Raw genomic sequence first — 20,371 nt, 5'->3', positions numbered from 1 at the left:
CCCTAACCGGCGCTGACGACGCCCTTCGCCCCGCCCGTGGCCGTTCCCTTCGTGGCCGAGGCCGGGATCGGCCGGTCGTTCTTCAGGGCGTTCCACACCAGCTGGGCCTTGGTCTTCGCCAGGAGGACCCGGTTGGGGTTGGCCGGGTCGTACTGGACCGGCATCGTGACCATCTTCATGTGGGACGAGCTGATGCCCTTGAGACCGTCGGCGAAGTCGATCAGGGAGTTGACCGAGCCCAGCTCGGAGTCGGTGGTGACGGCCTTGGTGGCGGTGTCGGCGAGGTCGTACAGCTTCTTCGGGTTCGAGAAGACGCCGACGTGCTTGACCTGGTCGATCAGGGCCTTGACGAAGGCCTGCTGGAGCTGGATGCGGCCCAGGTCCGAGCCGTCGCCCACGCCGTGCCGGGTGCGGACCAGGCCGAGGGCCTGCTCGCCGTTCAGGGTGTGGGTGCCGGCCTTGAGGTCCAGGTGGCTCTGCGGGTCGTCGATGTTCTCGGTGGTCGTGACCTGGACCCCGCCCAGGTCGTCGATGAGCTTCTGGAAGCCCTCGAAGTCGACCTCCAGGTAGTGGTCCATGCGGATGCCGGTGATCGACTCGACGGTCTTGACCGCGCAGGCGGCGCCGCCGGTGGAGTACGCCTCGTTGAACATCACTCCGGAGGCGGCGGGGTGGGTGGTGCCCTTGGTGTCGGTGCACCGGGGGCGGTCCACGAGGGTGTCCCGGGGGACGGAGACCACGCTGGCCCGCTTGTGGCCCTCGTACACGTGGACGATCATCGCCGTGTCGGAGCGGGCGCTGCCGTCGTCCGTGCCGCCGCCGAGCTTCTTGTTCCTGCCGGAGCGGGTGTCCGAGCCGAGGACCAGGATGTTCTGGGAGCCGTTGTCGATCTTCGAGGGCCGGTCGGTGCCGAGGGCCTGGTTGATGTCGACGCTGTGGAGGTTGCCGTTGAGCTTGAAGTACAGGTAGCCGGCGCCCGACCCGCCCAGCACGACCACGCCGGCCGCCGTCCAGGCGGTCGCGCGCAGCGCCCTGCGTCCCGTGCTGGGCGCCTTGCGGCGGCGGCCCTTGCCCCGGCGGCGCGAGGTCGTGCCCGGCTCGGTTATGGCGGGCTGAGGCGTGCTCTCGGCGGCCACATCGCTCCTAGGTCTCGTCGGTCGGTTACCCCCTGCGGTCAGGGTCAGGCACGGTCGTCACCGCTCCATCGTCGCTCCGCCCGGTCAGACGGAGAAACCCGGGAAAGGGTTGCACAACGCACAGTGCCCATCGCGTACAGCGATGGGCACTGTCTGTAGTCACTCAGTACGGATTCACCGCGCTCACCTGCGGGTTCAGCCCCACAGGTCGTACGCCTGGAAGCCGGTGCCCACGGAGACCCTTGTGGCAAAGATCTCGCTTGTGGCCTTTGCGGTCCCCTTGTACAGGTACAGCGTGCCGCCGGAGGTGCGGGCCAGGAAGTCGGCCTTGCCGTCGCCGCTCACGTCGCCGACCGCGTCGAAGGCGTTGTAGCCCGTCCAGGCGCTGCGCACCTTGATCCGCGCCGAGAAGGCGCCGGTGCCGGACCTGCCGGTGCCCTTGTACAGGTACAGGTCGCCGGTGCTGGACTTGCGGGCGAGCAGGTCGGCCCTGCCGTCGCCGGTGAAGTCGCCGTGCCCGCGCACCATGTTGTACTGGTTCCAGCCCGTGCCGACCTGCACCCGGGAGCCGAAGGTGCCGTTGCCCTTGCCCGGGTAGATCCACAGCGCGCCGGCGGAGTCCACGGAGAGCACGTCGGGCAGGTAGTCGCCGGTGACGTCGCCCGGGGTGATGATCCGGGTGCGGGTCTTCCAGCCGGTGAAGATCTTCGTCGACGCCCAGGAGCCGCTCGTACGGGCGCTGTTGAGCACGAAGTGCTCCCAGTAGACGTCACCGGTGGAGCTGACCCGGTAGATCAGGTCCTGGTAGCCGTCCCGGTTGAGGTCCGTCTGGAGGACCAGGTTGACGCCGCTCCAGTCGCCCCAGGAGGCCCGGGCGCCGAACGAGGTACCGCTCGAGTCCTTCTCGTAGCCGGTCTTCGTGGAGGAGGCCCGCACGAACAGGTCGGCCTTGCCGTCGGACTTGTTGTTGAAGAGGCTCAGGTTGGTGTCGTCGATCTGCGGATAGGCGGAGCCGACGTAGGCGCCGACCCTGGTGAAGACGCTGTAGTAGCCCTTCTCCACACAGTCCCGGATGCCCCAGGAGACCACTCCGGCGATACGGCCACCCACCACGAGCGGGCCGCCGGAGTCGCCGTTGCAGGTCGCGGTGGTACCGGTGTCGCTTCCGCTCTGCGTGCCCGCGCAGACCATGCGCCCCGCGACGTAGGCGGAGTCGTAGACGCCGGAGCAGGTGCTGTCGGACCGCAGGGTCAGCGTGGCCGACTTGAGCGTCTGGGAGATGTCCTGGCCGGTGGAGCTGGTACGGCCCCAGCCGTAGACCTTGGCCTGGGTGCCGGCGGCGTACGAGGCGGTGTCGCCGGAGGTGACCATGCGGATCGGCGTGGCCTTGACCGGGACGGCCAGGGTGAGCAGGGCGAGGTCGCTCTCGTACTTCCCCGCCTCCTTGTCCACCGGGTCGTACCCGGGCTGCCACCACTGGCGCAGCACGGCCGTGGCCTGGCCGCCGTGCAGGTCCGCGGCGCCGGTGGAGTCGGTGGTGGGCAGCTGGTCGGTACCCGTGACGACGGCGCCGTGGGCCTGCCAGTCGTAGTTCCTGTTGTCCTCCCTGACACAGTGCGCGGCGGTCAGGATCTTCGTCGGCGAGACGACCGTGCCACCGCAGAAGAAGTTCACGTCGTCGCTGGTGTCGGTGGTGTTCCTGGTGTCGTGGTACCAGAGCTGGGCCATCCAGGGCGCCGAGGAGATGGTGGTCCCGGTGCCGCCGATGATCTTCGGCGAGACGGCGGAGGGGCTGCTGCTGCTCGCCGTCCCGTCGGCGGCGAGGGCGCCCGCGATCCGCTTCTCCAGGGTCGCCTGGGAGGGCTGGCTGACAACAGGAGCGGCGCTCGGCTTCGGCAGCGCGGTGGCCGCACCGGCGGAGGTGGTCAGGAGAGCCGCGGTCACGGCGCCGGCGACACCGACGGCGGCGAGCGGAAGGGCAAGACGTGTCCGACGTCTGTGCCGCCCGGACAGGGGCGTGCGCAAGAGAGTCCCCCAGGGAGAGGTGAGAAGGAAGGGACTTCTGAGGCGTCCCGTATCTCTCAGCGCCAAAAGCCCGCCCCCCGTCACTGTGGACGGGGGGCGGGCTTCTGTTGAAGGAACCGTCAGTCGCCGTTGCCGGGCGTCGGCGTCGTCTTCTGGATCTGCATCAGGAACTCGGCGTTCGACTTCGTCTGCTTCATCTTGTCGAGGAGCAGTTCGACCGCCTGCTGCTGGTCGAGGGCGTGCAGCACCCGGCGCAGCTTCCAGACGATGGCGAGCTCGTCGGGGGCGAGCAGGATCTCTTCCTTACGGGTGCCGGACGCGTCGACGTCCACCGCCGGGAAGATGCGCTTGTCGGCGAGCTTCCGGTCGAGCTTCAGCTCGGCGTTGCCGGTGCCCTTGAACTCCTCGAAGATCACCTCGTCCATGCGGGACCCGGTGTCCACGAGAGCCGTGGCCAGGATGGTCAGCGAACCGCCGTCCTCGATGTTGCGCGCCGCACCGAAGAACCGCTTCGGCGGGTAGAGCGCGGTCGAGTCGACACCACCGGACAGGATGCGGCCGGAGGCGGGCGCCGCCAGGTTGTAGGCGCGGCCCAGACGCGTGATCGAGTCGAGCAGCACGACCACGTCGTGACCCAGCTCGACCAGGCGCTTGGCCCGCTCGATGGCCAGCTCGGCGACGGTCGTGTGGTCCTCGGCCGGACGGTCGAAGGTCGAGGAGATGACCTCGCCCTTGACCGACCGCTGCATGTCGGTGACCTCTTCCGGACGCTCGTCGACCAGGACGACCATCAGGTGGCACTCGGGGTTGTTGCGCGTGATCGCGTTGGCGATCGCCTGCATGATCATGGTCTTACCGGTCTTCGGCGGGGCCACGATCAGTCCGCGCTGGCCCTTGCCGATCGGCGAGACCAGGTCGATGATGCGGGTGGTGAGGACACCCGGGTCGGTCTCCAGACGGAGCCGATCCTGCGGGTAGAGCGGGGTCAGCTTGTTGAACTCCGGGCGGCCACGGCCGTGTTCGGGCGCCATGCCGTTGACGGAGTCCAGGCGGACCAGCGCGTTGAACTTCTCGCGGCGCTCACCCTCCTTCGGCTGCCGGACGGCACCGGTGATGTGGTCACCCTTGCGCAGGCCGTTCTTGCGGACCTGGGCGAGGGAGACGTACACGTCGTTCGGGCCGGGCAGGTAGCCGGAGGTCCGGATGAAGGCGTAGTTGTCGAGGATGTCCAGAATGCCCGCGACCGGGATCAGGACGTCGTCCTCGGCGACCTGCGGCTCGGCGATCTCGTCGCGGCCACGACGGCCCCGGCGGTCGCGGTAGCGGCCACGACGGCCGCGACGGCCGCCCTCGAAGTCGTCCTCGTCCTGCTGGCGGTCCTGCCGGCCGCCCTGCTGCTGGCCCTGCTGCTGACGCTGCTGGCCGCCCTGCTGCTCGTCGCCCTTGTTACGGCGGTCACGGTCGCGATCACGGTCGCGGTCACGGTCACGGCCGCGCTCGCGGCGGTCCCGGCGGCCACGGCCCTCACCGTCGGCGTCACCCTTGGCCTCGCCCTGCGGCTGCTGCTGCGCGGGCGTCTCGGCCTTGGGCTCGCTCTTGGCCTCGGCGGCGACGGTCTCGGCGCCGTTTCCGGCCGGGCTGCCCGCCTCGGCGGTGGCGCGGCGGCGACGGCGCTCGGTCGGGGCGTCGTCGGAGGCCGGCTGGCCGGGGATCTCGATCTGCTGCTGGGCCACGGCCTTCTCGGCGGGCGCCTCGGTCTTGGCCTCCGCCTTCTTCGCCGTGCTCTCGCCGCTCTCGGCGGACTCGCCGGTGCGGGCCTTGGAGGTGGCCCGGCGCTTCGGCTTGGTCTCGGTGGCGGTGTCGGCCTTGGCGGCGGGGGCTCCCCCGGCGGCCTGCGCCTCCTTGATGACCTCGATCAGCTGGCTCTTGCGCATCCGCGCGGTGCCCCTGATCCCGAGGCCCGAGGCAACCTGTTGCAGCTCGGCCAGCACCATGCCCTCGAGGCCGGTACCGCGGCGCCGCCGGGAGCCGGCACCGGTGGCAGGCGCGGAGGCGTCCGTGGCGGGCGCGGCAGCGGTCTCCTCGACACGTGCGCCCATCAGATCGGTGGTGTCGCTCACGAAGGGTCCTTCCCTGGAGCGGACGTCGGCCTGTCTGGCTCGGCGACCGGTTGTGCTGTCCGGCTACGGTTCTGTCTTCTGTGAACCGTGCCGGGGCGGTGGTCCGCCAAAGCGGCGGAGGAAATGTGCGGTGATGGCGCTTCCGCGAGCCGTGGCACCCAGTGTCACGTGGCGTGGTAGCACCGATTCCGAAGCGTGCCCGGCGGCCCGCTCAGTGCCCGCATACGACGTACTGCCCAGGTACGGCGCAAGGAACACGGAGTGGCGCGGGAGGCTCCCGGAAGAATGTCTGTCCCGGACGGGGACACGAGGCACCTCGCCATGGTGAGGTCGGGTGCAGACTTGAGATTAACACTACCGGATCCAACAAACATTCCCCCTCTCCAAATCCGGCAAGCGTGTGTCAGGTCGCAAGCGGCAGCACGCTCGCTCCCTGGACGTCCAGGTCCAGCCGGTTGGCGGCCCAGCCCTCACCCGCGAGGTGGGACACCTTGTCGGCGCTGTCGGCGTCGGCGAGCGCCATGACGGTGGGCCCGGCGCCCGAGATCACGGCCGGAATCCCGTCGCCGCGCAGCCGCTCCACCAGCGCGGCGCTCTCCGGCATCGCCGGGGCGCGGTACTCCTGGTGCAGACGGTCCTCGGTGGCGGGCAGCAGCAGCTCGGGGCGCCTGGTCAGGGCCTCGACGAGCAGGGCGGCGCGGCCCGCGTTGGCGGCGGCGTCGACGTGCGGCACGGAGCGCGGGAGCAGGCCGCGCGCGGTCTCGGTCAGGACCGGCTTTCCAGGCACGAAAACCACCGGAACGATGGAATGATGCGGCTCCATCCTGATGGCCCGGGCGGCGCCGGCCTCCATCCAGGACAGGGTGAAACCGCCGAGCAGACAGGCGGCCACGTTGTCCGGGTGGCCCTCGATCTCGGTGGCCAGCTCCAGCAGCGCGGCGTCGTCCAGCCGGGCCTCGCCGCCTATGGTCACCGCGCGGGCGGCGACGATGCCGGCGCAGATGGCGGCGGAGGAGGAGCCGAGGCCGCGGCCGTGCGGGATGCGGTTGGCGCAGACGATCTCCAGGCCGCGGGGCTGTCCGCCCAGCAGGTCGAAGGCGGTGCGCAGGGAGCGGACGAGGAGGTGGCTCTCGTCGCGCGGCAGGGTCTCGCTGCCCTCTCCCGCGATGTCGATGTGCAGCCCGGAGTCGGCCACCCGGACGACCACGTCGTCGTACAGCCCCAGCGCGAGGCCCAGGGCGTCGAAACCCGGACCGAGGTTGGCGCTGGTGGCGGGAACGCGCACCCGGACGGCGGCGGCGCGGAACGCTGGACCGGCCATCGCTCGTTGACTCTCCTTGAGCTGCGTGACTGTCGAAGACATTCGATACGTACGGGAGACCCTCAGGCCGCGCGGCCGGCGCGGCGTCGCCCATGTGCGAGGGCATGTGCAACGGGCGGGGTTCGGTACAGCCTATCGAAGGAAGGTTCTGTGGCGACATAGGGCGCACAGGAGGCGCACGATGCGTGTCGTAAGCCCCCTGTGCACCCTGTCAGGGATTTCCCGGCCCTGGAGCGCTGTGCCCGGCGTGGAGCGCCGTGCCCGGCCGCTCAGGCTCTGGCGCCGGAGCGCTCAGCCCAGGCGCCAGGGCTCTCAAGCTCCGGCTCCGGCTCCGGTCCGGCCCGCTCAGGCGAGGCCGAGGCGCTCGGCCGCGGTGGCCGCGTCGACCGGGACGGTGACCGGCTGCGGGGCACCGGCGACGGCCCAGTCGGGGTCCTTCAGGCCGTTGCCGGTGACGGTGCACACGATGCGCTGGCCCGGGTCCACCTTGCCCTGCTCGGCGGCCTTCAGCAGACCGGCCACGGACGCGGCGGAGGCGGGCTCCACGAAGACGCCCTCCTGCGCGGCCAACAGCCGGTAGGCGCGCAGGATCTCACGGTCCGTCACCTCGTCGATGGCGCCGCCCGACTCGTCCCGCGCGGCCAGGGCGTACTGCCAGGACGCGGGGTTGCCGATGCGGATGGCGGTGGCGATGGTCGACGGGTCCTTGACGACCTCGCCCCGCACGATCGGGGCACTGCCGGACGCCTGGAAACCCCACATACGGGGGGTTTTGCCGGCGATGCCGTCGGCGGCGTACTCCTGGTAGCCCTTCCAGTAGGCCGTGATGTTGCCCGCGTTGCCGACCGGCAGGACATGGATGTCGGGCGCGTCACCGAGCATGTCCACGATCTCGAAGGCGGCCGTCTTCTGGCCCTCGATGCGCACCGGGTTGACCGAATTCACCAGCGCCACGGGGTAGTTCTCGCTCAGTGCGCGCGCGAGGGTGAGGCAGTCGTCGAAGTTGCCGTCGACCTGGAGGATCTTGGCGCCGTGCACGAGGGCCTGGCCCATCTTGCCGAGGGCGATCTTGCCCTGCGGCACGAGGACGGCGGAGACCATGCCGGCCCGCACGGCGTACGCGGCGGCGGAGGCGGACGTATTGCCCGTGGAGGCGCAGATGACGGCCTTCGCCCCCTCCTCCTTGGCCTTGCTGATGGCCATGGTCATGCCGCGGTCCTTGAAGGACCCGGTGGGGTTGGCCCCCTCCACCTTCAGGTGGACCTCACAGCCCGTGCGCTCGGAGAGCACCTGCGCGGGCACGAGGGGCGTGCCGCCCTCGCGGAGCGTCACGACCGGCGTGGTGTCGGAGACCGGCAGCCTGTCCCGGTACTCCTCGATGATTCCGCGCCACTGGTGGGTCATTGCTGGTTACTCTCCTTCAACCCGCATGATGCTGGCGACACCCCGCACGGTGTCGAGCTTGCGCAGTGCCTCGACGGTCCCGGAGAGGGAGGCGTCGAAGGCCCGGTGGGTGACGACGACGAGGGAGGCCTCGCCGTCCTTGCCCTGCTGCCGAACGGTGTCGATCGACACGCCGTGCTCGGCGAAGACGGTGGCGACCTGGGCGAGCACGCCCGGTTTGTCGGCCACGTCGAGGCTGATGTGGTAGCGGGTGACGACCTCGCCCATCGGGGAGACGGTCAGGTCGGCGTACGCCGACTCGCCGGGCCCGGTGGCGCCGTTCAGCCGGTTGCGGCAGACGGCGACCAGGTCGCCGAGGACGGCCGAGGCCGTGGGTGAACCGCCGGCGCCCGGGCCGTAGAACATCAGCTGCCCAGCGGCGTCGCTCTCCACGAAGACGGCGTTGTACGCGCCGCGCACGGAGGCGAGCGGGTGGCTGAGCGGGATCATCGCGGGGTGCACGCGCGCGGTGACGGACGTACCGTCCGCGGAGCGCTCGCAGATGGCGAGCAGCTTGATGGTGCAGCCCATCTCCTTGGCGGAGCGGAAGTCGGCGGAGGTGACCTCGGTCATGCCCTCGCGGTGGACGTCGTCGAGGCGCACGCGCGTGTGGAAGGCGATCCCGGCGAGGATGGCGGCCTTGGCGGCGGCGTCGAAGCCCTCGACGTCGGCGGTCGGGTCGGCCTCGGCGTACCCGAGGGCGGTGGCCTCGTCGAGCGCCTCCTGGTACCCGGCCCCGGTCGAGTCCATCTTGTCGAGGATGAAGTTGGTGGTGCCGTTGACGATGCCGAGCACGCGGTTGACCTTGTCACCGGCGAGGGACTCGCGCAGCGGCCGGATCAGCGGGATGGCACCGGCGACGGCGGCCTCGTAGTAGAGGTCGCGGCCGTGCTCCCCGGCGGCGGCGTGCAGCGCGGCTCCGTCCTGGGCGAGCAGGGCCTTGTTGGCGGAGACGACGGAGGCACCGTGCTCGAAGGCGGTGGTGATGAGGGACCGGGCGGGCTCGATCCCGCCGATCACCTCGACCACGACGTCGATGTCCCCCCGTTTGACGAGGGCGGTGGCGTCGGTGGTGACGAGGGAGGGGTCGATGCCCTCACGCACCTTGGCGGGCCGTCGTACGGCCACGCCCGCCAGCTCCACGGGCGCCCCGATCCTCGCGGCGAGGTCGTCGGCGTGCGTCGTCATGATGCGCGCCACCTCTGAGCCGACCACTCCACAGCCCAGCAGCGCCACCTTCAGCGGACGCGTACGCATCATCCGACCTCGTTTCCTCTTACCGTCTACGGTTGGACCAGTCTCACTCACCGGACGGGAGTTTCTACCCTTCGTCCGGATCGTGAGACATCTATTTCATTTGTACGGGACCGCAAGACCGCAGATCTTCCGGGCCCTCTCCCGGGGCGGCCGTCCGGGTCACCCGACGTCGAGACGCAGGAGGTCCTCCTCCGTCTCGCGCCGGACGATCACCCGCGCCTCGCCGTCCCGTACGGCGACGACGGGCGGCCGGAGCACGTGGTTGTAGTTGCTGGCCATGGACCGGCAGTACGCGCCCGTGGCCGGTACGGCGATCAGGTCGCCCGGCGCCAGGTCCGAGGGCAGGAACGCGTCCTTGACGACGATGTCCCCGCTCTCGCAGTGCTTGCCGACGACACGGGCGAGCATCGGCTCGGCGTCGGACGCGCGGGACACCAGGGCGACGCTGTACTCGGCGTCGTACAGCGCGGTCCGGATGTTGTCCGACATGCCGCCGTCGACGGAGACGTACGTACGCAGCCCGTCCAGCGGCTTGACCGTGCCCACCTCGTAGAGCGTGAAGGCGGTGGGGCCGACGATGGCGCGCCCGGGCTCGACGGAGATCCGGGGCGTGCGCAGCCGGGCGGCCTCGCACTCACGCGTGACGATCTCGGTGAGCGCCTTCGCGATCTCGTGCGGCTCCCGGGGATCGTCGTCACTGGTGTAGGCGATCCCGAGCCCACCCCCGAGATCGATCTCGGGCAGCTCGACCCCGTGCTCGTCACGAATGTCCTTCAGCAGCCCCACGACCCGGTGGGCGGCGACCTCGAAGCCCGACATGTCGAAGATCTGCGACCCGATGTGGGAGTGGATCCCGATCAGCTCCAGTCCGTCGAGCTGGAGGGCCCGCCGTACGGCCTCGGCGGCCTGCCCCCCGGCGAGCGGAATCCCGAACTTCTGGTCCTCGTGGGCGGTGGCGATGAACTCGTGGGTGTGCGCCTCCACCCCCACGGTGATCCGGATCTGGACCTTCTGCCGCTTGCCGAGCGACTGCGCGACATGGGCGACCCGCACGATCTCCTGGAAGGAGTCGAGCACGATCCGCCCGACACCGGCCTCGATGGCCCGGGTGATCTCCGCGACGGACTTGTTGTTGCCGTGGAAGGCGATGCGCTCGGCGGGCATCCCGGCGGACAGCGCGGTGGCCAGCTCACCACCGGAGCAGACGTCCAGGTTGAGCCCCTCCTCGTTCAGCCACCGCACGACGGCCCGGGAGAGGAAGGCCTTCCCGGCGTAGAAGACGTCGGCGTCCGGCCCGAACGCGGTACGCCAGGCACGCGCGCGGGACCGGAAGTCGGCCTCGTCGAGGACGTAGGCGGGGGTGCCGAACTCCTCGGCGAGCCGGCTGACCGGAATCCCGCCGACGGTGACCACGCCGTCGGCGTCGCGCGCGACGGTCTGGGCCCACACCTTCTGGTCCAGGGCGTTGAGGTCGGCGGGCGGCGCGGAGTAGTGCCCCTCGGGCAGGACGTCGGCGTGGCGGGGCCCGGCGGGATGGGCGGAACGGCTCATGACGTGACTCTCAGACTCTCTGTCTCTCTCCGGGGCGCATCTGCTCGCGCGCCTCAGAGGTGTTCGGGTGCGTCGATGCCGAGCAGGGACAGGCCGCCGGCCAGCACCGTCCCGGCAGCTTCGGCGAGGGCCAGCCGGGCACGGTGGGCGGCCGAGGGTTTCTCCTCGCCGACGGGAAGCACGGAAGGCAACAGAGCCAGCACGGCATCGGCGACGGTGACGAGATGCCGGGCAAGCCGATCCGGGGCACGACGGGTGGCGGCCACGGCGAGGATGCGGGGGTGGGCGGCTAGGGGGGTTAGGAGGGGGGTGGGGTGGGTGGTGAGGGTCTTAGGGGCCGGCGTGGTGTGGGGGCTTTCGGGGCTGACGGCGGTGTGGGGGTTTGCGAGGGCGGGGGCGTCGGCGGAGGTGTTTGCGCGGGGGTCGAGGGGGGTGGCGCCGGGCGGGGTGAGGGGCGCGAGGGGGGTGGGGATCGCGGAGGTGGTTAGGGGGGTGGCGAGGGGGGCGGCGCCGGTGTTCGCGGAGGCGAGGAAGCCGGTGTCGGCGTTCCCGGGGGTGACGAGGGGGGCGCCGTCGGCGTTCGCGGAGGCGAGGAGGCCGGTGTCGGCGTTCCCGGGGGTGGCGAGGGGGGCGCCGTCGGCGTTCGCGGAGGCGAGGAGGCCGGTGTCGGCGTTCCCGGGGGTGACGAGGGGGCCGGCATCGGCATGCGCGAGGCCCCCGAGAAGGCTGCGGCCACCGGCGCTCGCGGAGGTCCCGAAGGGGTCGGCGTCAGCCTCCGCGGGAACCCCCGGACGGCGAGGACCACCATGTGCACGGGTGCCGAAGGGGCCGAGGGGGCCGACACCGGGATGCGCGACGATTCCGATCGGGCCGGGCTCGGCGGAGAAGCCGAGGCGGGCGGCGTTGCGACTGAGGGCGCGGATGCGGGCGTGGGCGTACCGCACACGGAACAGCGGATTGCTCTCCCGCTGGAGCAGGTGATCGGCGGTGATGCGGGGCCGGTCGTGCGGGGCGGGGTAAAGGAGGGCCCACTGGGCGGCGTCGGGCCCGAGCGGGGCGGGGTCCTCCGGCGCGGGCACGGGCCGTAGATTGACGGGCTCACCGTGCTCGACGGTGGCGCGCCCGCCCTGGGTCCCCACGAGGCGTACGACGGCGTCGGCGACGACCTCGGCCCGCACCTCGTAGGGCACGCGCAGCGCGACGACCTGCCCGGCGAGGGCGTCCCCGTATCCGTACCGGGCGCCCTTCTCCCGGATCTCCCGGACCAGCCCGGCGACGGGATCGACCTGCTCGTCGAGGCTGATGTTGAGGAACCCGGGCCCGGTGACGACGACGTCCCGGATGCCGTCGGCCTCGGCGAGCCGGGCGCGCAGAATCTCGGCGACGCGCAGCGCCGGCTGCCCGGCCGGCCGGGCGAGCTGGAGCGCGATGGTGGTGGCGAAGTCCCCGCATCCCCCGGGCCCCGGCTCGGTCACCACGGCCCGCTCGGGCACGGTCACATTCAGCTCCCCGTCATCGACAGCACGACGCACCGCGTGCAGCACGGTGCCGGAGAGCTCGACGGGGGTCACGGGACAAGCGTAGGGGAGGAGTGGGGTGGGTATGCGAGGCGGTTATCCCACCACCGGCCGACCTACCCTCCGAAGGACATCCCACCCGCCACCCCATCGGAGAGACCACCGTCACGAAAGCCCCGACGGTCGGACACACCGGAACCACTGACGCTCCCGGAATCATCGGAGGACGGGGGGCGGGGGGTGGGTCGGTGAGCGGGGGTGGCTCCGTGAGCGGAGGTGACGCCATGATCCGAAGCGCAGCCGTGAGCGGAGGCGGAGCCGTGAGCGGAGGCGGAGCCGTGAGCCGAGGCGGCCCCATCAGCCGAGGCGGAGCCGTGAGCCGAGGCAGCCCCATGATCCGAGGTGGCTCCATGAGCGGAGGCGGCCCCACGAGCCGAGGCGGCCCCATGATCCGAGGTGGCTCCATGAGCGGAGGCGACGCCGTGAGCAGGCGAGCCCCCGTCACGATCGATCTCCCCCTCACCACCCCCACCCCGATCTCCGCCACCGGGACCTCCCCCACCGGGATCTCCACCGCTGCGGTCTCCCCCACCATCTCCCCCGAAGCCCTCAGGCCCGCCAGATCCCTCGCGTCCTTCATCGCTCCCGGGCCCGATCCGCCGCTCCATGAGCTGCTTCACGAGCCGTACCAGCTCGGCGGGCTCAAAGGGCTTGGCGAGGAAGGCGTCCACGCCGACATCGAGGCCGGTCTCGACCTCGTACTGCGTACACGCGCTGATGATGGCGAGGGGGAGGTGGTGCGTACGGGGATCGGCCCGGAGGCGAGCGGCGGTGCGGAGGCCGTCCAGCCGGGGCATGACGACGTCGAGCGTCACGACGTCGGGCCGCACCTCGTGCACCACGTCCAGACACTCGGCACCATCGGCCGCGGTCACGACCTCTAGCCCTTCCAGTTCGAGGTTGACCCTGATCAGCTGCCGGATGACCTTGTTGTCGTCCACAACAAGCACCCGACCCGAAGCGCCTGGCACAAGTCGAGAGTAGGTCCGGACCGGCCACCGCGTCCGGGTTTTCCCCACTTCCACCCCGTACAGGGGACCCGCCGACCCCCACCCGGGGAAACGGGTTCCTGATCACCCCGCCGGACCTGCTAATGTTCTACCCGTCGCCGCAAGCAAGAAGCTCAGCGCCCGACACGCCCCCGTAGCTCAGGGGATAGAGCAACGGCCTCCGGAGCCGTGTGCGCAGGTTCGAATCCTGCCGGGGGCACTTCGCATGAAGTGCCTAAAGACCCCGCCACCAGCGAGTTAGCTGAGTGCGGGGTCTTCGCGTATGCGCAGGCGGATGCCGCCGGAAGCAGCCGTTTGCCAGTGATCACGTAATGACGACGTAATGATCTTGATCGGCTTCGCCGCAGGTCAGATGGCGTCTCGCGCCCCTCCGAGCGTAGCCGCGTGGACCACCTGTGGACAGGCCGAAGCCCCGGACCGGTAGTCCGGGGCTCCCCTAGTCGAGCAGTTGTTGTGTCAGTTCGTGGTCTCCTCCCCGAGACCCTGCATGATCCGGTCGTTCATCTCCTGCTCCTGACCGTCGATGCACTTGGCGTAGATCTTCAGCAGGACGTCCACCGAGTGGCCTGCCCGAGCGGCGACCTCCGGAGCCGGCACACCCGAGTTCAGCCACTGGGAAACTCCCTGAGGTCGTACGGCCGGAAGGCCAGAACCGAGGCCACCTGGTCCGGCACGAGCGCCAGTTCCCGAGCCTGCTTCCAGGCCCGGGAGTACGACGAGGCAGCGATCACGTTGCCCCGCTCGCTGGCGAACAGCCGGCCGTCCTTCGCCGTGCCGAACTCCCTGAGATGCTCGCGGAGCAACCGCACCAGCGGAGGCGGAATCGGCACAATGCGCACCTCACCGTGTGCCCGCTGCTTCAGGCCACGCCGGTCGTGCGCCTCACCGGAATCCGTCCATGCCTTACCCGCCGTGGGACGGGTCTCCGCCAGCTCGATACGGCCCCAGCCCGACTCGGGAAGCGTGCAGTCGGACCGGCGAAGACCGAGCGCCTCCCCCGGCCGCATGGCCGCGTAGTAGAGGCACCCGAAGAACGCACGGAGCCGCCGCCCGCTCGCCCGCTCGTAGCCGCCCACGTACGTGAGTGCGGTCATAAGCTCCCGAGCCTGCCGAGGGTTGACCACCACTCGGCGGTCAACCTCCTGCAACGCCCGCTTCCCCCGCTTGCGCCGGACCCGGCTCAGCGGGTTAGAGGGAAGAAGCTCCAGCTCCACCGCGTATTCGAGCACGTTGAAGACCACGGCGCGCCGCCGCCGGTACGTCTGCGTCGCCGCAGGCTTGCCGTCCAGCCTTCGACCCAGCGCATCGATCAGGTCATGCACCCTGGTGATCTCTTGCAGTTCGGCCACCGGCAGAGACGCCTTCTCGACCCACTTCACCGCCGCGGCGATCTCCTCCGGCCGCTCCCGCTCTCGGCGAGGAACCGGTAGGACGTACGAGCGCAGCGCCCGCCGCAGTACCTCAGGGCCAGGCCGACCCCGCCCCGGCTTGACCAGGACGGGAACGACCGTCGCCAGCGCGTCCGTCATGCTGTCCCGTTGCTTGGCCGACGCCTCCGCCCACCGGGCGTCCACGTACTTCACCGCCAGGTCCAGGAACGACAGGGCAGCTTTGCCACCGCGCAGCGAGTCGGGCAGGCCGGTCACGGTGTCGAAGGGCTCGCCCTTGTCCGCAGCCCTCAGTAACTGAGACCGGAAACGGTCGGCCAGGGCTTTGGTCTTGTAGGACTCGTGGAACGGCTGGCCGTCCACAGTCCAGCGGACGAGATGGGTGGGCTTCTTCGCCGAGCGGTTGACGCTGAGCTTCCAGACGACCACCTTGTACGACTTCACGATGCCGCCCCCTCAGCCCGCTCCTCCAACCACTCGTTGAGCACGTCCCGACGAATCCGCAGCTCCCCGTTCGGCAACCGGATGCAGGCGGGAGCGAGCCGCAGTTCCCGCCACCGGTAGAAGGTCCGCCGAGAAATGCCGCCCAGTTCGTCGAGCACCTGCCGCACCGTGAGGAGTTCGGTCGTCTTCGCACGGCTCTCACGCGCCATGGAGACCACCGCCCTCCCGCACCGAGGCAGCCAGGAGAGCTGCTTCCGGCGAGTAGCCGCGCCCGGCGTAACGCCACTCGCCGACCGTGACCGTGGGGTGGTCGGTCAGGCCGAGGGAGGCCCGCTGCTGCTCCGCACGGTGGTCGGCACGGGCCCGCCGGAGCGCGGTCAGCGTGGTCGAGTACCGACGTGACTTGGTCGAGAAGTGGCCGCCGTACCCGAGCATGTGGGCCCAGCGACGCAGCCCGAGCGGCTCGAACTCCGGCAGACCGCCGAGCCACCAGCACGTACCAATCATGCGCAGCACATGCGCGCGCACCGGCAGCATGACCATGTCCCGCGCGTGGTGAATGCGGCCGTCCACCGCGCCGGCGGACTCTGCCCCCTTGGTGGCGTACTTGGCGATGTAGCCCGCCACAGCCCCCGCAGAAGCAGGCCGCTCCCCCGCATCCCGCCGGTACGAGGTGACCGGCCGTACGTCGACCTGCGGTCCGAAGCGCAGCACCCGCGGACCGACGACGTTCGCGCCCGGAGCGGTCAGCCGCACTCGACCGACCACGCCCCGCACCGCGTCCACCAGGAGCGGCACGGTTGCCCAGCCCGGCGGGACCGAGCCGGGCCCGTCCGGACCGTCGAGCCTGATCACGGCATGGAAGTGGACCAGGCCCCGCCGCTGGTACTCGGCGACTTTCGCGTACGAGAGCCGGGCGACCTCCCCGAACTCTGTCCACGAGAGCCCGGCCCGCCGGGCGACCTCCCGCCGGAGCTCCAGCCCGAACCGGTGCCAGAGCCGACCGGCGAACGCGTGCCAGAGCACGGCCCCCGCGTAGTCGTAGCAGCGCGGGCAGAGCGGTTCACCGAGGCGGGGATCATCCGCCGGGTGCCGCTCCCGGCATCCGGTCGGAGTCCCGTGGGGGCAGCACTCCCCCGCTCGGCGAGGTCGACAGGCCCGCACGCTCCCGTCTCGCTCACGGCGCGTGTGGACCAGGCCGAAGCTGGGAGCGGTGAGCGTGGCGAACACGCGCGGATGCCCGCTCACCGCCTCCGGGATGCTCTTGCCTCCGACGAGGCCGGCCCGGACGAGTTGGTACGTGTCCGCCCGGTACACGCCCGAGCAGGCCGGGCAGACCGTCGCCCGCCGGTTGCCGCACGAGGTGAGCAGGCGACCGCCGTAGACGTCCGAACCGTAGGAGAGGAGAGCCGCGCCGGTCGTCGTGTCGTAGACGGTTGCCGCACCGACCAGATGGATGGGATTGGTGCAGCCACCGAGGCGGACGATGTTCCGGCGCCAGGCGGCGAAGTCCGGCTCCGCCGCCCGGGTGACCAGCGCGGCAGCGCCGGCCGCAATCGCCGTGGTCATCGGCGACCACCCCCGCGCCCGAACGCCTGCCTCATCGCGGTCGAGATTCCCTCCGGCCGGGTCTTGGCGCTGAAGCGGAGCGTCGGGTCCGTGAGCCAGAGCGCGGCAGCGTGCGCAGGGCACAGGCGCTGCTCGGCTCCGTCGAGGCCGACGAGGACGATCTGTTCCCGCCCGTCGCAGGTCGAGACCTGCGCGTCACGCTGGCTGAGTTCGCAGTCGGGCGGCGGGGATTTGCGCGAATGATGCGCGGTGGACAAAGTGTGAGTGCTCCTTTCACTGCTCACGTGGCGGATGGAGTGGGTTCCTGACGGGGTCGGGTTTGGCGACTTCGCGCCCCGTCGGGAGCCCGTCGTACAGGCGATCACTGCCGGTCCTCGGGCGGCACACCGACGACGCCGAACGAGACCGGGCCGAAGTCGCGGCGTGCGTCGAAGTAGCCCAGGCCGATGTCCTCCGTCGGCACGCCGAGCGGAGCGGCGACGGTCTCCACCCCAGCTCGGCGGGCAGCAGGGTCAGCAGCGTCGACCAGGACGATGACGGACGCGTGACGCGGCACGACGACGGCCGGGTTGGCGGTCAAGAAGTCGACCAGCTCCCGCAGACCGGCCAGGAAGGCGATGCGGTCACCGGAGCGGATCACGTAGTTGGACACAGAGAGTTCCCTTCTCTGGAGAGCGGGTGTGTTCAGAAGCGGAGCTGGCCGAGGAAGCCGTTCACGCCGTCGAGGAAGACTTGAACGAGCGGCGCGGCCACGGTCCGGGAGAGCAGGAAGCCGAAGGCCCCGCAGATCAGCGCGTCGGCCCACCTCAGGTAGCGGATGCGCAGGAGGAACCAGATCAGCAGCCCGAGCAGCAGTACGGCGGACATGGACACCAGCACGGCAGTCCCCTTTCACGGCGCTTCGACGTGCAGTTCGGACAGGGCAGGAGTCAGGTGCGCGTACTCGGCGGCGACGGCTTCCGCCTCTGACTCCGTGATCAAGTGGGACCGGGCGCGTTCCCAGCCGTCACCGGAGGCGAGGACGGCCGTACCGGCCTGTTCCGGGGTGATGGCCTGCGCCGCCTTCAGCGCATCGGGGTTCAGATCTCCGAGCGCCATTTCCGCCGTGCCGGGATCGGCAACCCGATGACACACCCGTCCGCCGAGCTGTGCCCGCAGCGCGGTGACACCAGGCCCCAGGTCGGACCCGACGCGTTGGCCGGCGACGACGAGGAAGACCCCGAGAGCCGCTCCCAGTTGGGCCAGCCGGATCAGTGCAGTTCCGGCAGCCTGCGCTTCGTCCTTCTCGTTCCGGCTCGCGACGAGGAACAGTTCCGCGATCTCGTCGACGATCACCACGACGGGTACCGGGCGTTCCTTGTCCGGCAGACCCCAGATGTTCCGGACCCGAGCCGCCCGGCAGACGGTCATGCGGTCGAGGGTCATGTCCACGAGGGCCGCCAGCAGCCGGACAGCTTGCTCCCGGTTGGTCGCGAGGGCGGACAACCGCGGTTCGTAGAGCGACAGTTCCATGCCGCCCTTGCAGTCGATGCCGACCAAGGCGACGGGTTGCGGAGCGAGGCCCGCAACGAGTGCGTTGATGAGCGTGGACTTGCCTGACCGGGTGGCCCCGACGATGAGCCAGTGCGGCACGCGCCGCAGGTCGAGCACCCACGCGGCGCCGGTCTCCAGCACGCCCACGGTCACGCGCAGCAGATGACCGGGACCCCGCTGCTTCGGCACGCGAGGCGCGGCCAACGGGTCAGCCGCCGAGGCGACGATTCGTACGACTCCCGGCTTCCAGGAGGTCACGCGCACCGCATGCACTTGCCACCCCTCCGCCAGGGCGGGCGCAGCCTTGACGAAGTCCTCCGGTACCTGTCCGGGTAACAGCCGCACCAGGAGCAGGAAGCCGCGGGAGGTAGGCCGTATGAGGCCACAGCGAGGTACGCGAGGTTGGGGCGGCGGCGCTCCCTTGCCAACGAGCCCGGAGACGACCGTCAGCGCCGGCCGACGGCTCAAGGCGAGCCCGCATCCGGCCATCAGGGGCCGCCAGGTGTGGATAACCCGGAGGACCACGGCCGGGAAGCCGAGTAACAGCCACCAGGCCACGGGGTAGCGACGGCGCAGGGCCGGGCCCCCAAGAAGCAAGCCCGACACCAGCACTGCGGCCACCACCAGAGCCCAACTCGGCCCGATCACACCGGCCGAAGTGGTGGAGGAGGCCACAGTCATCACTGCCCGGCCCCCTTACCCGCCGAAGCGGGAGCGCTCAGGGGCCGGATCTCTGCTGCCCGAAACGCGATGCCGTGCCGCCCCTCGTTCTCCCACGGGGTGGCGACCAGGTCCCGCACGGCCACCGGCATGCCGAGCTGCACCCCGGCCGGCTCACCGGCCACGCTCACGGTCACGACGTCGGCCGACGCACCAGCCATCAGACAGAGACCGACCTGGTACACGGTCTTGCCGGTTTCTCGGTCCACGCGGAGCTGACCGGTCTCACGGCTGGCGACCCGCGGAGCCGGGGGCACGGCACAGATGATCCCCGTGAACTTCGCGGTGTCGATCGGAAGGCTTGCCACTGTTCGGATCTCCTTATCTCTGTCACCTGAAGGCCATCCTTCAGGTTGCTAGACAACCCGTAATACGGGTGCCGAGTACAAGAGTGGCCACCCGTAGTACGGGTTGTCAACCGACTCGCGATAGGGGAAGCTGTCCACGAACGTGGGCACGTCGTCTACGAGGACGAACAGCCGCAGAGACCACGGCCATGGAGGGCCCGCATGCCGCCGAAGGGCACGCAGCCGAAGTACCGGCAGATCGCCGACTACCTGCGCGATGGCATCTTGGACGGCACGTTCCCGGCCGGCCAACCACTCCCGTCAGAGGAGGCGTTGGCCAAGCAGTTCGGCGTGACGCGCCCCACGGTCCGTCAGGGCCTCAGCGAACTCAGGGCGTCGGGCCTCGTCGAAGCCATCATGGGCCGCGGCACCTTCGCCCGCTCCCCGCACAGCCGTCCCAGCCACACGCGCCCGCGCGGCGTACGCCGGACCGCGGAGGGCCGCTACGTCGAGGCAGACGGCATCACCTGGACGGACGCCGAGCCGCCAGTAGCCACTCGCACCGATGCTCCGCTTGCCCTCGCGGACCTGCTCCGCATCCCCCCAGGCGAGCCGATGTTCACGTATGACGCCCTACAGACCGCAGACCACGGCCGCCTGCGCCAACTCCACCGGACGTACATCCCGTTTTCGGTACTGATCGACACGAAGTACGAGGAAGAGGCCCCACCGCCAGCGCCTGAGCTCTACACCGCACTCACCGACCTGGGTCACGAGCTCCACTTCACGGAGTACGTCCGCACCCGCATGCCCCTGCCCGACCAGGCTCAGGCGCTACGGCTGGCCGACGGGGTCCCGCTCCTCCACATCATCCGCGTCACCCTCACCGAGTCAGACAAGCCCCTCGCCCTGGAGGAGTTCCACCTCCCGGGCGACGAGTTGGAGCTGTCGTTCCGGCTGTAGCTCAGGCCGGTTGGCTCAGACTTTCTC

16 protein-coding genes, 1 tRNA gene and 2 pseudogenes are annotated in these 20,371 nt (G+C 70.5%); 2 read left to right on the top strand and 17 right to left on the bottom strand.

Features of this window, described 5'->3' with window-relative positions:
- Nucleotides 1-2 precede the first annotated feature (2 nt).
- From ACZ4WH_RS19140 to ACZ4WH_RS19100, 9 genes and pseudogenes are all read right to left on the bottom strand, one after another.
- Nucleotides 3-1,136, bottom strand: a complete 1,134-nt coding sequence (locus ACZ4WH_RS19140; RefSeq protein ID WP_468181834.1) for an LCP family protein — start codon at nucleotides 1,134-1,136, stop codon at nucleotides 3-5.
- A 195-nt stretch (nucleotides 1,137-1,331) separates the two neighbouring features.
- A complete protein-coding gene (locus tag ACZ4WH_RS19135; RefSeq protein WP_468181832.1) occupies nucleotides 1,332-3,080 on the bottom strand; it encodes a trypsin-like serine protease in 1,749 nt (582 codons plus the stop codon).
- 200 nt (nucleotides 3,081-3,280) lie between these two features.
- Nucleotides 3,281-5,281: a transcription termination factor Rho gene (gene rho, locus ACZ4WH_RS19130; RefSeq protein WP_468181830.1), complete on the bottom strand. Its 2,001-nt coding sequence runs from the start codon at nucleotides 5,279-5,281 to the stop codon at nucleotides 3,281-3,283.
- Nucleotides 5,282-5,684: 403 nt separating this feature from the next.
- A complete protein-coding gene (gene thrB, locus ACZ4WH_RS19125) occupies nucleotides 5,685-6,602 on the bottom strand; it encodes a homoserine kinase (RefSeq protein WP_468181828.1) in 918 nt (305 codons plus the stop codon).
- A gap of 345 nt (nucleotides 6,603-6,947) precedes the next feature.
- Nucleotides 6,948-8,006 carry a threonine synthase gene (thrC, locus tag ACZ4WH_RS19120; protein ID WP_468181826.1) on the bottom strand — a complete coding sequence of 353 codons (1,059 nt, stop codon included), beginning with the start codon at nucleotides 8,004-8,006 and terminating at the stop codon, nucleotides 6,948-6,950.
- Between the two features lie 6 nt (nucleotides 8,007-8,012).
- A complete protein-coding gene (locus ACZ4WH_RS19115; protein ID WP_468181856.1) occupies nucleotides 8,013-9,302 on the bottom strand; it encodes a homoserine dehydrogenase in 1,290 nt (429 codons plus the stop codon).
- Between the two features lie 159 nt (nucleotides 9,303-9,461).
- Nucleotides 9,462-10,853 carry a diaminopimelate decarboxylase gene (gene lysA, locus ACZ4WH_RS19110; RefSeq protein WP_468181824.1) on the bottom strand — a complete coding sequence of 464 codons (1,392 nt, stop codon included), beginning with the start codon at nucleotides 10,851-10,853 and terminating at the stop codon, nucleotides 9,462-9,464.
- A gap of 53 nt (nucleotides 10,854-10,906) precedes the next feature.
- Nucleotides 10,907-12,424: an ArgS-related anticodon-binding protein NrtL gene (gene nrtL, locus ACZ4WH_RS19105; protein ID WP_468181822.1), complete on the bottom strand. Its 1,518-nt coding sequence runs from the start codon at nucleotides 12,422-12,424 to the stop codon at nucleotides 10,907-10,909.
- A gap of 485 nt (nucleotides 12,425-12,909) precedes the next feature.
- Nucleotides 12,910-13,449, bottom strand: a pseudogene (locus ACZ4WH_RS19100) (response regulator); the annotation flags it as partial.
- A 118-nt stretch (nucleotides 13,450-13,567) separates the two neighbouring features.
- Between ACZ4WH_RS19100 and ACZ4WH_RS19095 the strand changes: the two are divergent.
- Nucleotides 13,568-13,639: transfer RNA gene (locus ACZ4WH_RS19095), tRNA-Arg, on the top strand.
- A gap of 257 nt (nucleotides 13,640-13,896) precedes the next feature.
- Here ACZ4WH_RS19095 and ACZ4WH_RS19090 read toward each other — a convergent pair.
- The 8 genes and pseudogenes from ACZ4WH_RS19090 to ACZ4WH_RS19055 all read right to left on the bottom strand — a co-directional run bounded on the left by ACZ4WH_RS19090 (nucleotide 13,897) and on the right by ACZ4WH_RS19055 (nucleotide 19,402).
- Nucleotides 13,897-15,272, bottom strand: a pseudogene (locus tag ACZ4WH_RS19090) (tyrosine-type recombinase/integrase).
- Nucleotides 15,269-15,481, bottom strand: a complete 213-nt coding sequence (locus ACZ4WH_RS19085; protein WP_398726797.1) for a helix-turn-helix transcriptional regulator — start codon at nucleotides 15,479-15,481, stop codon at nucleotides 15,269-15,271. The pseudogene ACZ4WH_RS19090 and the gene ACZ4WH_RS19085 overlap by 4 nt, the downstream one beginning before the upstream one ends.
- Complete coding sequence (locus ACZ4WH_RS19080; protein ID WP_468181820.1) at nucleotides 15,471-16,841, bottom strand: replication initiator; 1,371 nt, start codon at nucleotides 16,839-16,841, stop codon at nucleotides 15,471-15,473. The genes ACZ4WH_RS19085 and ACZ4WH_RS19080 overlap by 11 nt, the downstream gene beginning before the upstream one ends.
- On the bottom strand, nucleotides 16,838-17,098 hold the full coding sequence (locus ACZ4WH_RS19075) for a hypothetical protein (protein ID WP_468181818.1): 261 nt from the start codon (nucleotides 17,096-17,098) through the stop codon (nucleotides 16,838-16,840). The genes ACZ4WH_RS19080 and ACZ4WH_RS19075 overlap by 4 nt, the downstream gene beginning before the upstream one ends.
- A 104-nt stretch (nucleotides 17,099-17,202) precedes the next feature.
- The gene (locus ACZ4WH_RS19070; RefSeq protein ID WP_468181816.1) at nucleotides 17,203-17,493 is read right to left on the bottom strand and encodes a hypothetical protein; all 291 of its coding nucleotides are present in this window, start codon (nucleotides 17,491-17,493) and stop codon (nucleotides 17,203-17,205) included.
- Between the two features lie 32 nt (nucleotides 17,494-17,525).
- Nucleotides 17,526-17,720, bottom strand: a complete 195-nt coding sequence (locus tag ACZ4WH_RS19065) for a hypothetical protein (RefSeq protein ID WP_468181814.1) — start codon at nucleotides 17,718-17,720, stop codon at nucleotides 17,526-17,528.
- 12 nt (nucleotides 17,721-17,732) lie between these two features.
- The gene (locus ACZ4WH_RS19060; protein ID WP_468181812.1) at nucleotides 17,733-19,055 is read right to left on the bottom strand and encodes an FtsK/SpoIIIE domain-containing protein; all 1,323 of its coding nucleotides are present in this window, start codon (nucleotides 19,053-19,055) and stop codon (nucleotides 17,733-17,735) included.
- Nucleotides 19,055-19,402, bottom strand: coding sequence for an SCO3933 family regulatory protein (locus tag ACZ4WH_RS19055; protein WP_468181810.1), 348 nt, complete (start codon nucleotides 19,400-19,402; stop codon nucleotides 19,055-19,057). Before ACZ4WH_RS19055 ends, ACZ4WH_RS19060 begins: the two co-directional genes overlap by 1 nt.
- Nucleotides 19,403-19,603: 201 nt before the next feature.
- Between ACZ4WH_RS19055 and ACZ4WH_RS19050 the strand changes: the two genes are divergently transcribed.
- Nucleotides 19,604-20,344: a GntR family transcriptional regulator gene (locus tag ACZ4WH_RS19050; protein ID WP_468181808.1), complete on the top strand. Its 741-nt coding sequence runs from the start codon at nucleotides 19,604-19,606 to the stop codon at nucleotides 20,342-20,344.
- Nucleotides 20,345-20,371 lie beyond the last annotated feature (27 nt).

Source organism: Streptomyces sp. NPDC029138 (genome assembly GCF_055564375.1).
The sequence above is the reverse complement of the archived record's forward strand: the minus strand, read 5'-3'. Positions and strand labels throughout refer to the sequence as shown.

Coding starts and splice junctions, on each gene's coding strand:
- ACZ4WH_RS19080 (WP_468181820.1), bottom strand. CDS start 16,841: ATGACCACGGCGATTGCGGCCGGCGCTGCCGCGCTGGTCACCCGGGCG.
- ACZ4WH_RS19115 (WP_468181856.1), bottom strand. CDS start 9,302: ATGCGTACGCGTCCGCTGAAGGTGGCGCTGCTGGGCTGTGGAGTGGTC.
- ACZ4WH_RS19085 (WP_398726797.1), bottom strand. CDS start 15,481: ATGGCGCGTGAGAGCCGTGCGAAGACGACCGAACTCCTCACGGTGCGG.
- thrC (WP_468181826.1), bottom strand. CDS start 8,006: ATGACCCACCAGTGGCGCGGAATCATCGAGGAGTACCGGGACAGGCTG.
- lysA (WP_468181824.1), bottom strand. CDS start 10,853: ATGAGCCGTTCCGCCCATCCCGCCGGGCCCCGCCACGCCGACGTCCTG.
- ACZ4WH_RS19060 (WP_468181812.1), bottom strand. CDS start 19,055: ATGACTGTGGCCTCCTCCACCACTTCGGCCGGTGTGATCGGGCCGAGT.
- thrB (WP_468181828.1), bottom strand. CDS start 6,602: ATGGCCGGTCCAGCGTTCCGCGCCGCCGCCGTCCGGGTGCGCGTTCCC.
- ACZ4WH_RS19050 (WP_468181808.1), top strand. CDS start 19,604: ATGCCGCCGAAGGGCACGCAGCCGAAGTACCGGCAGATCGCCGACTAC.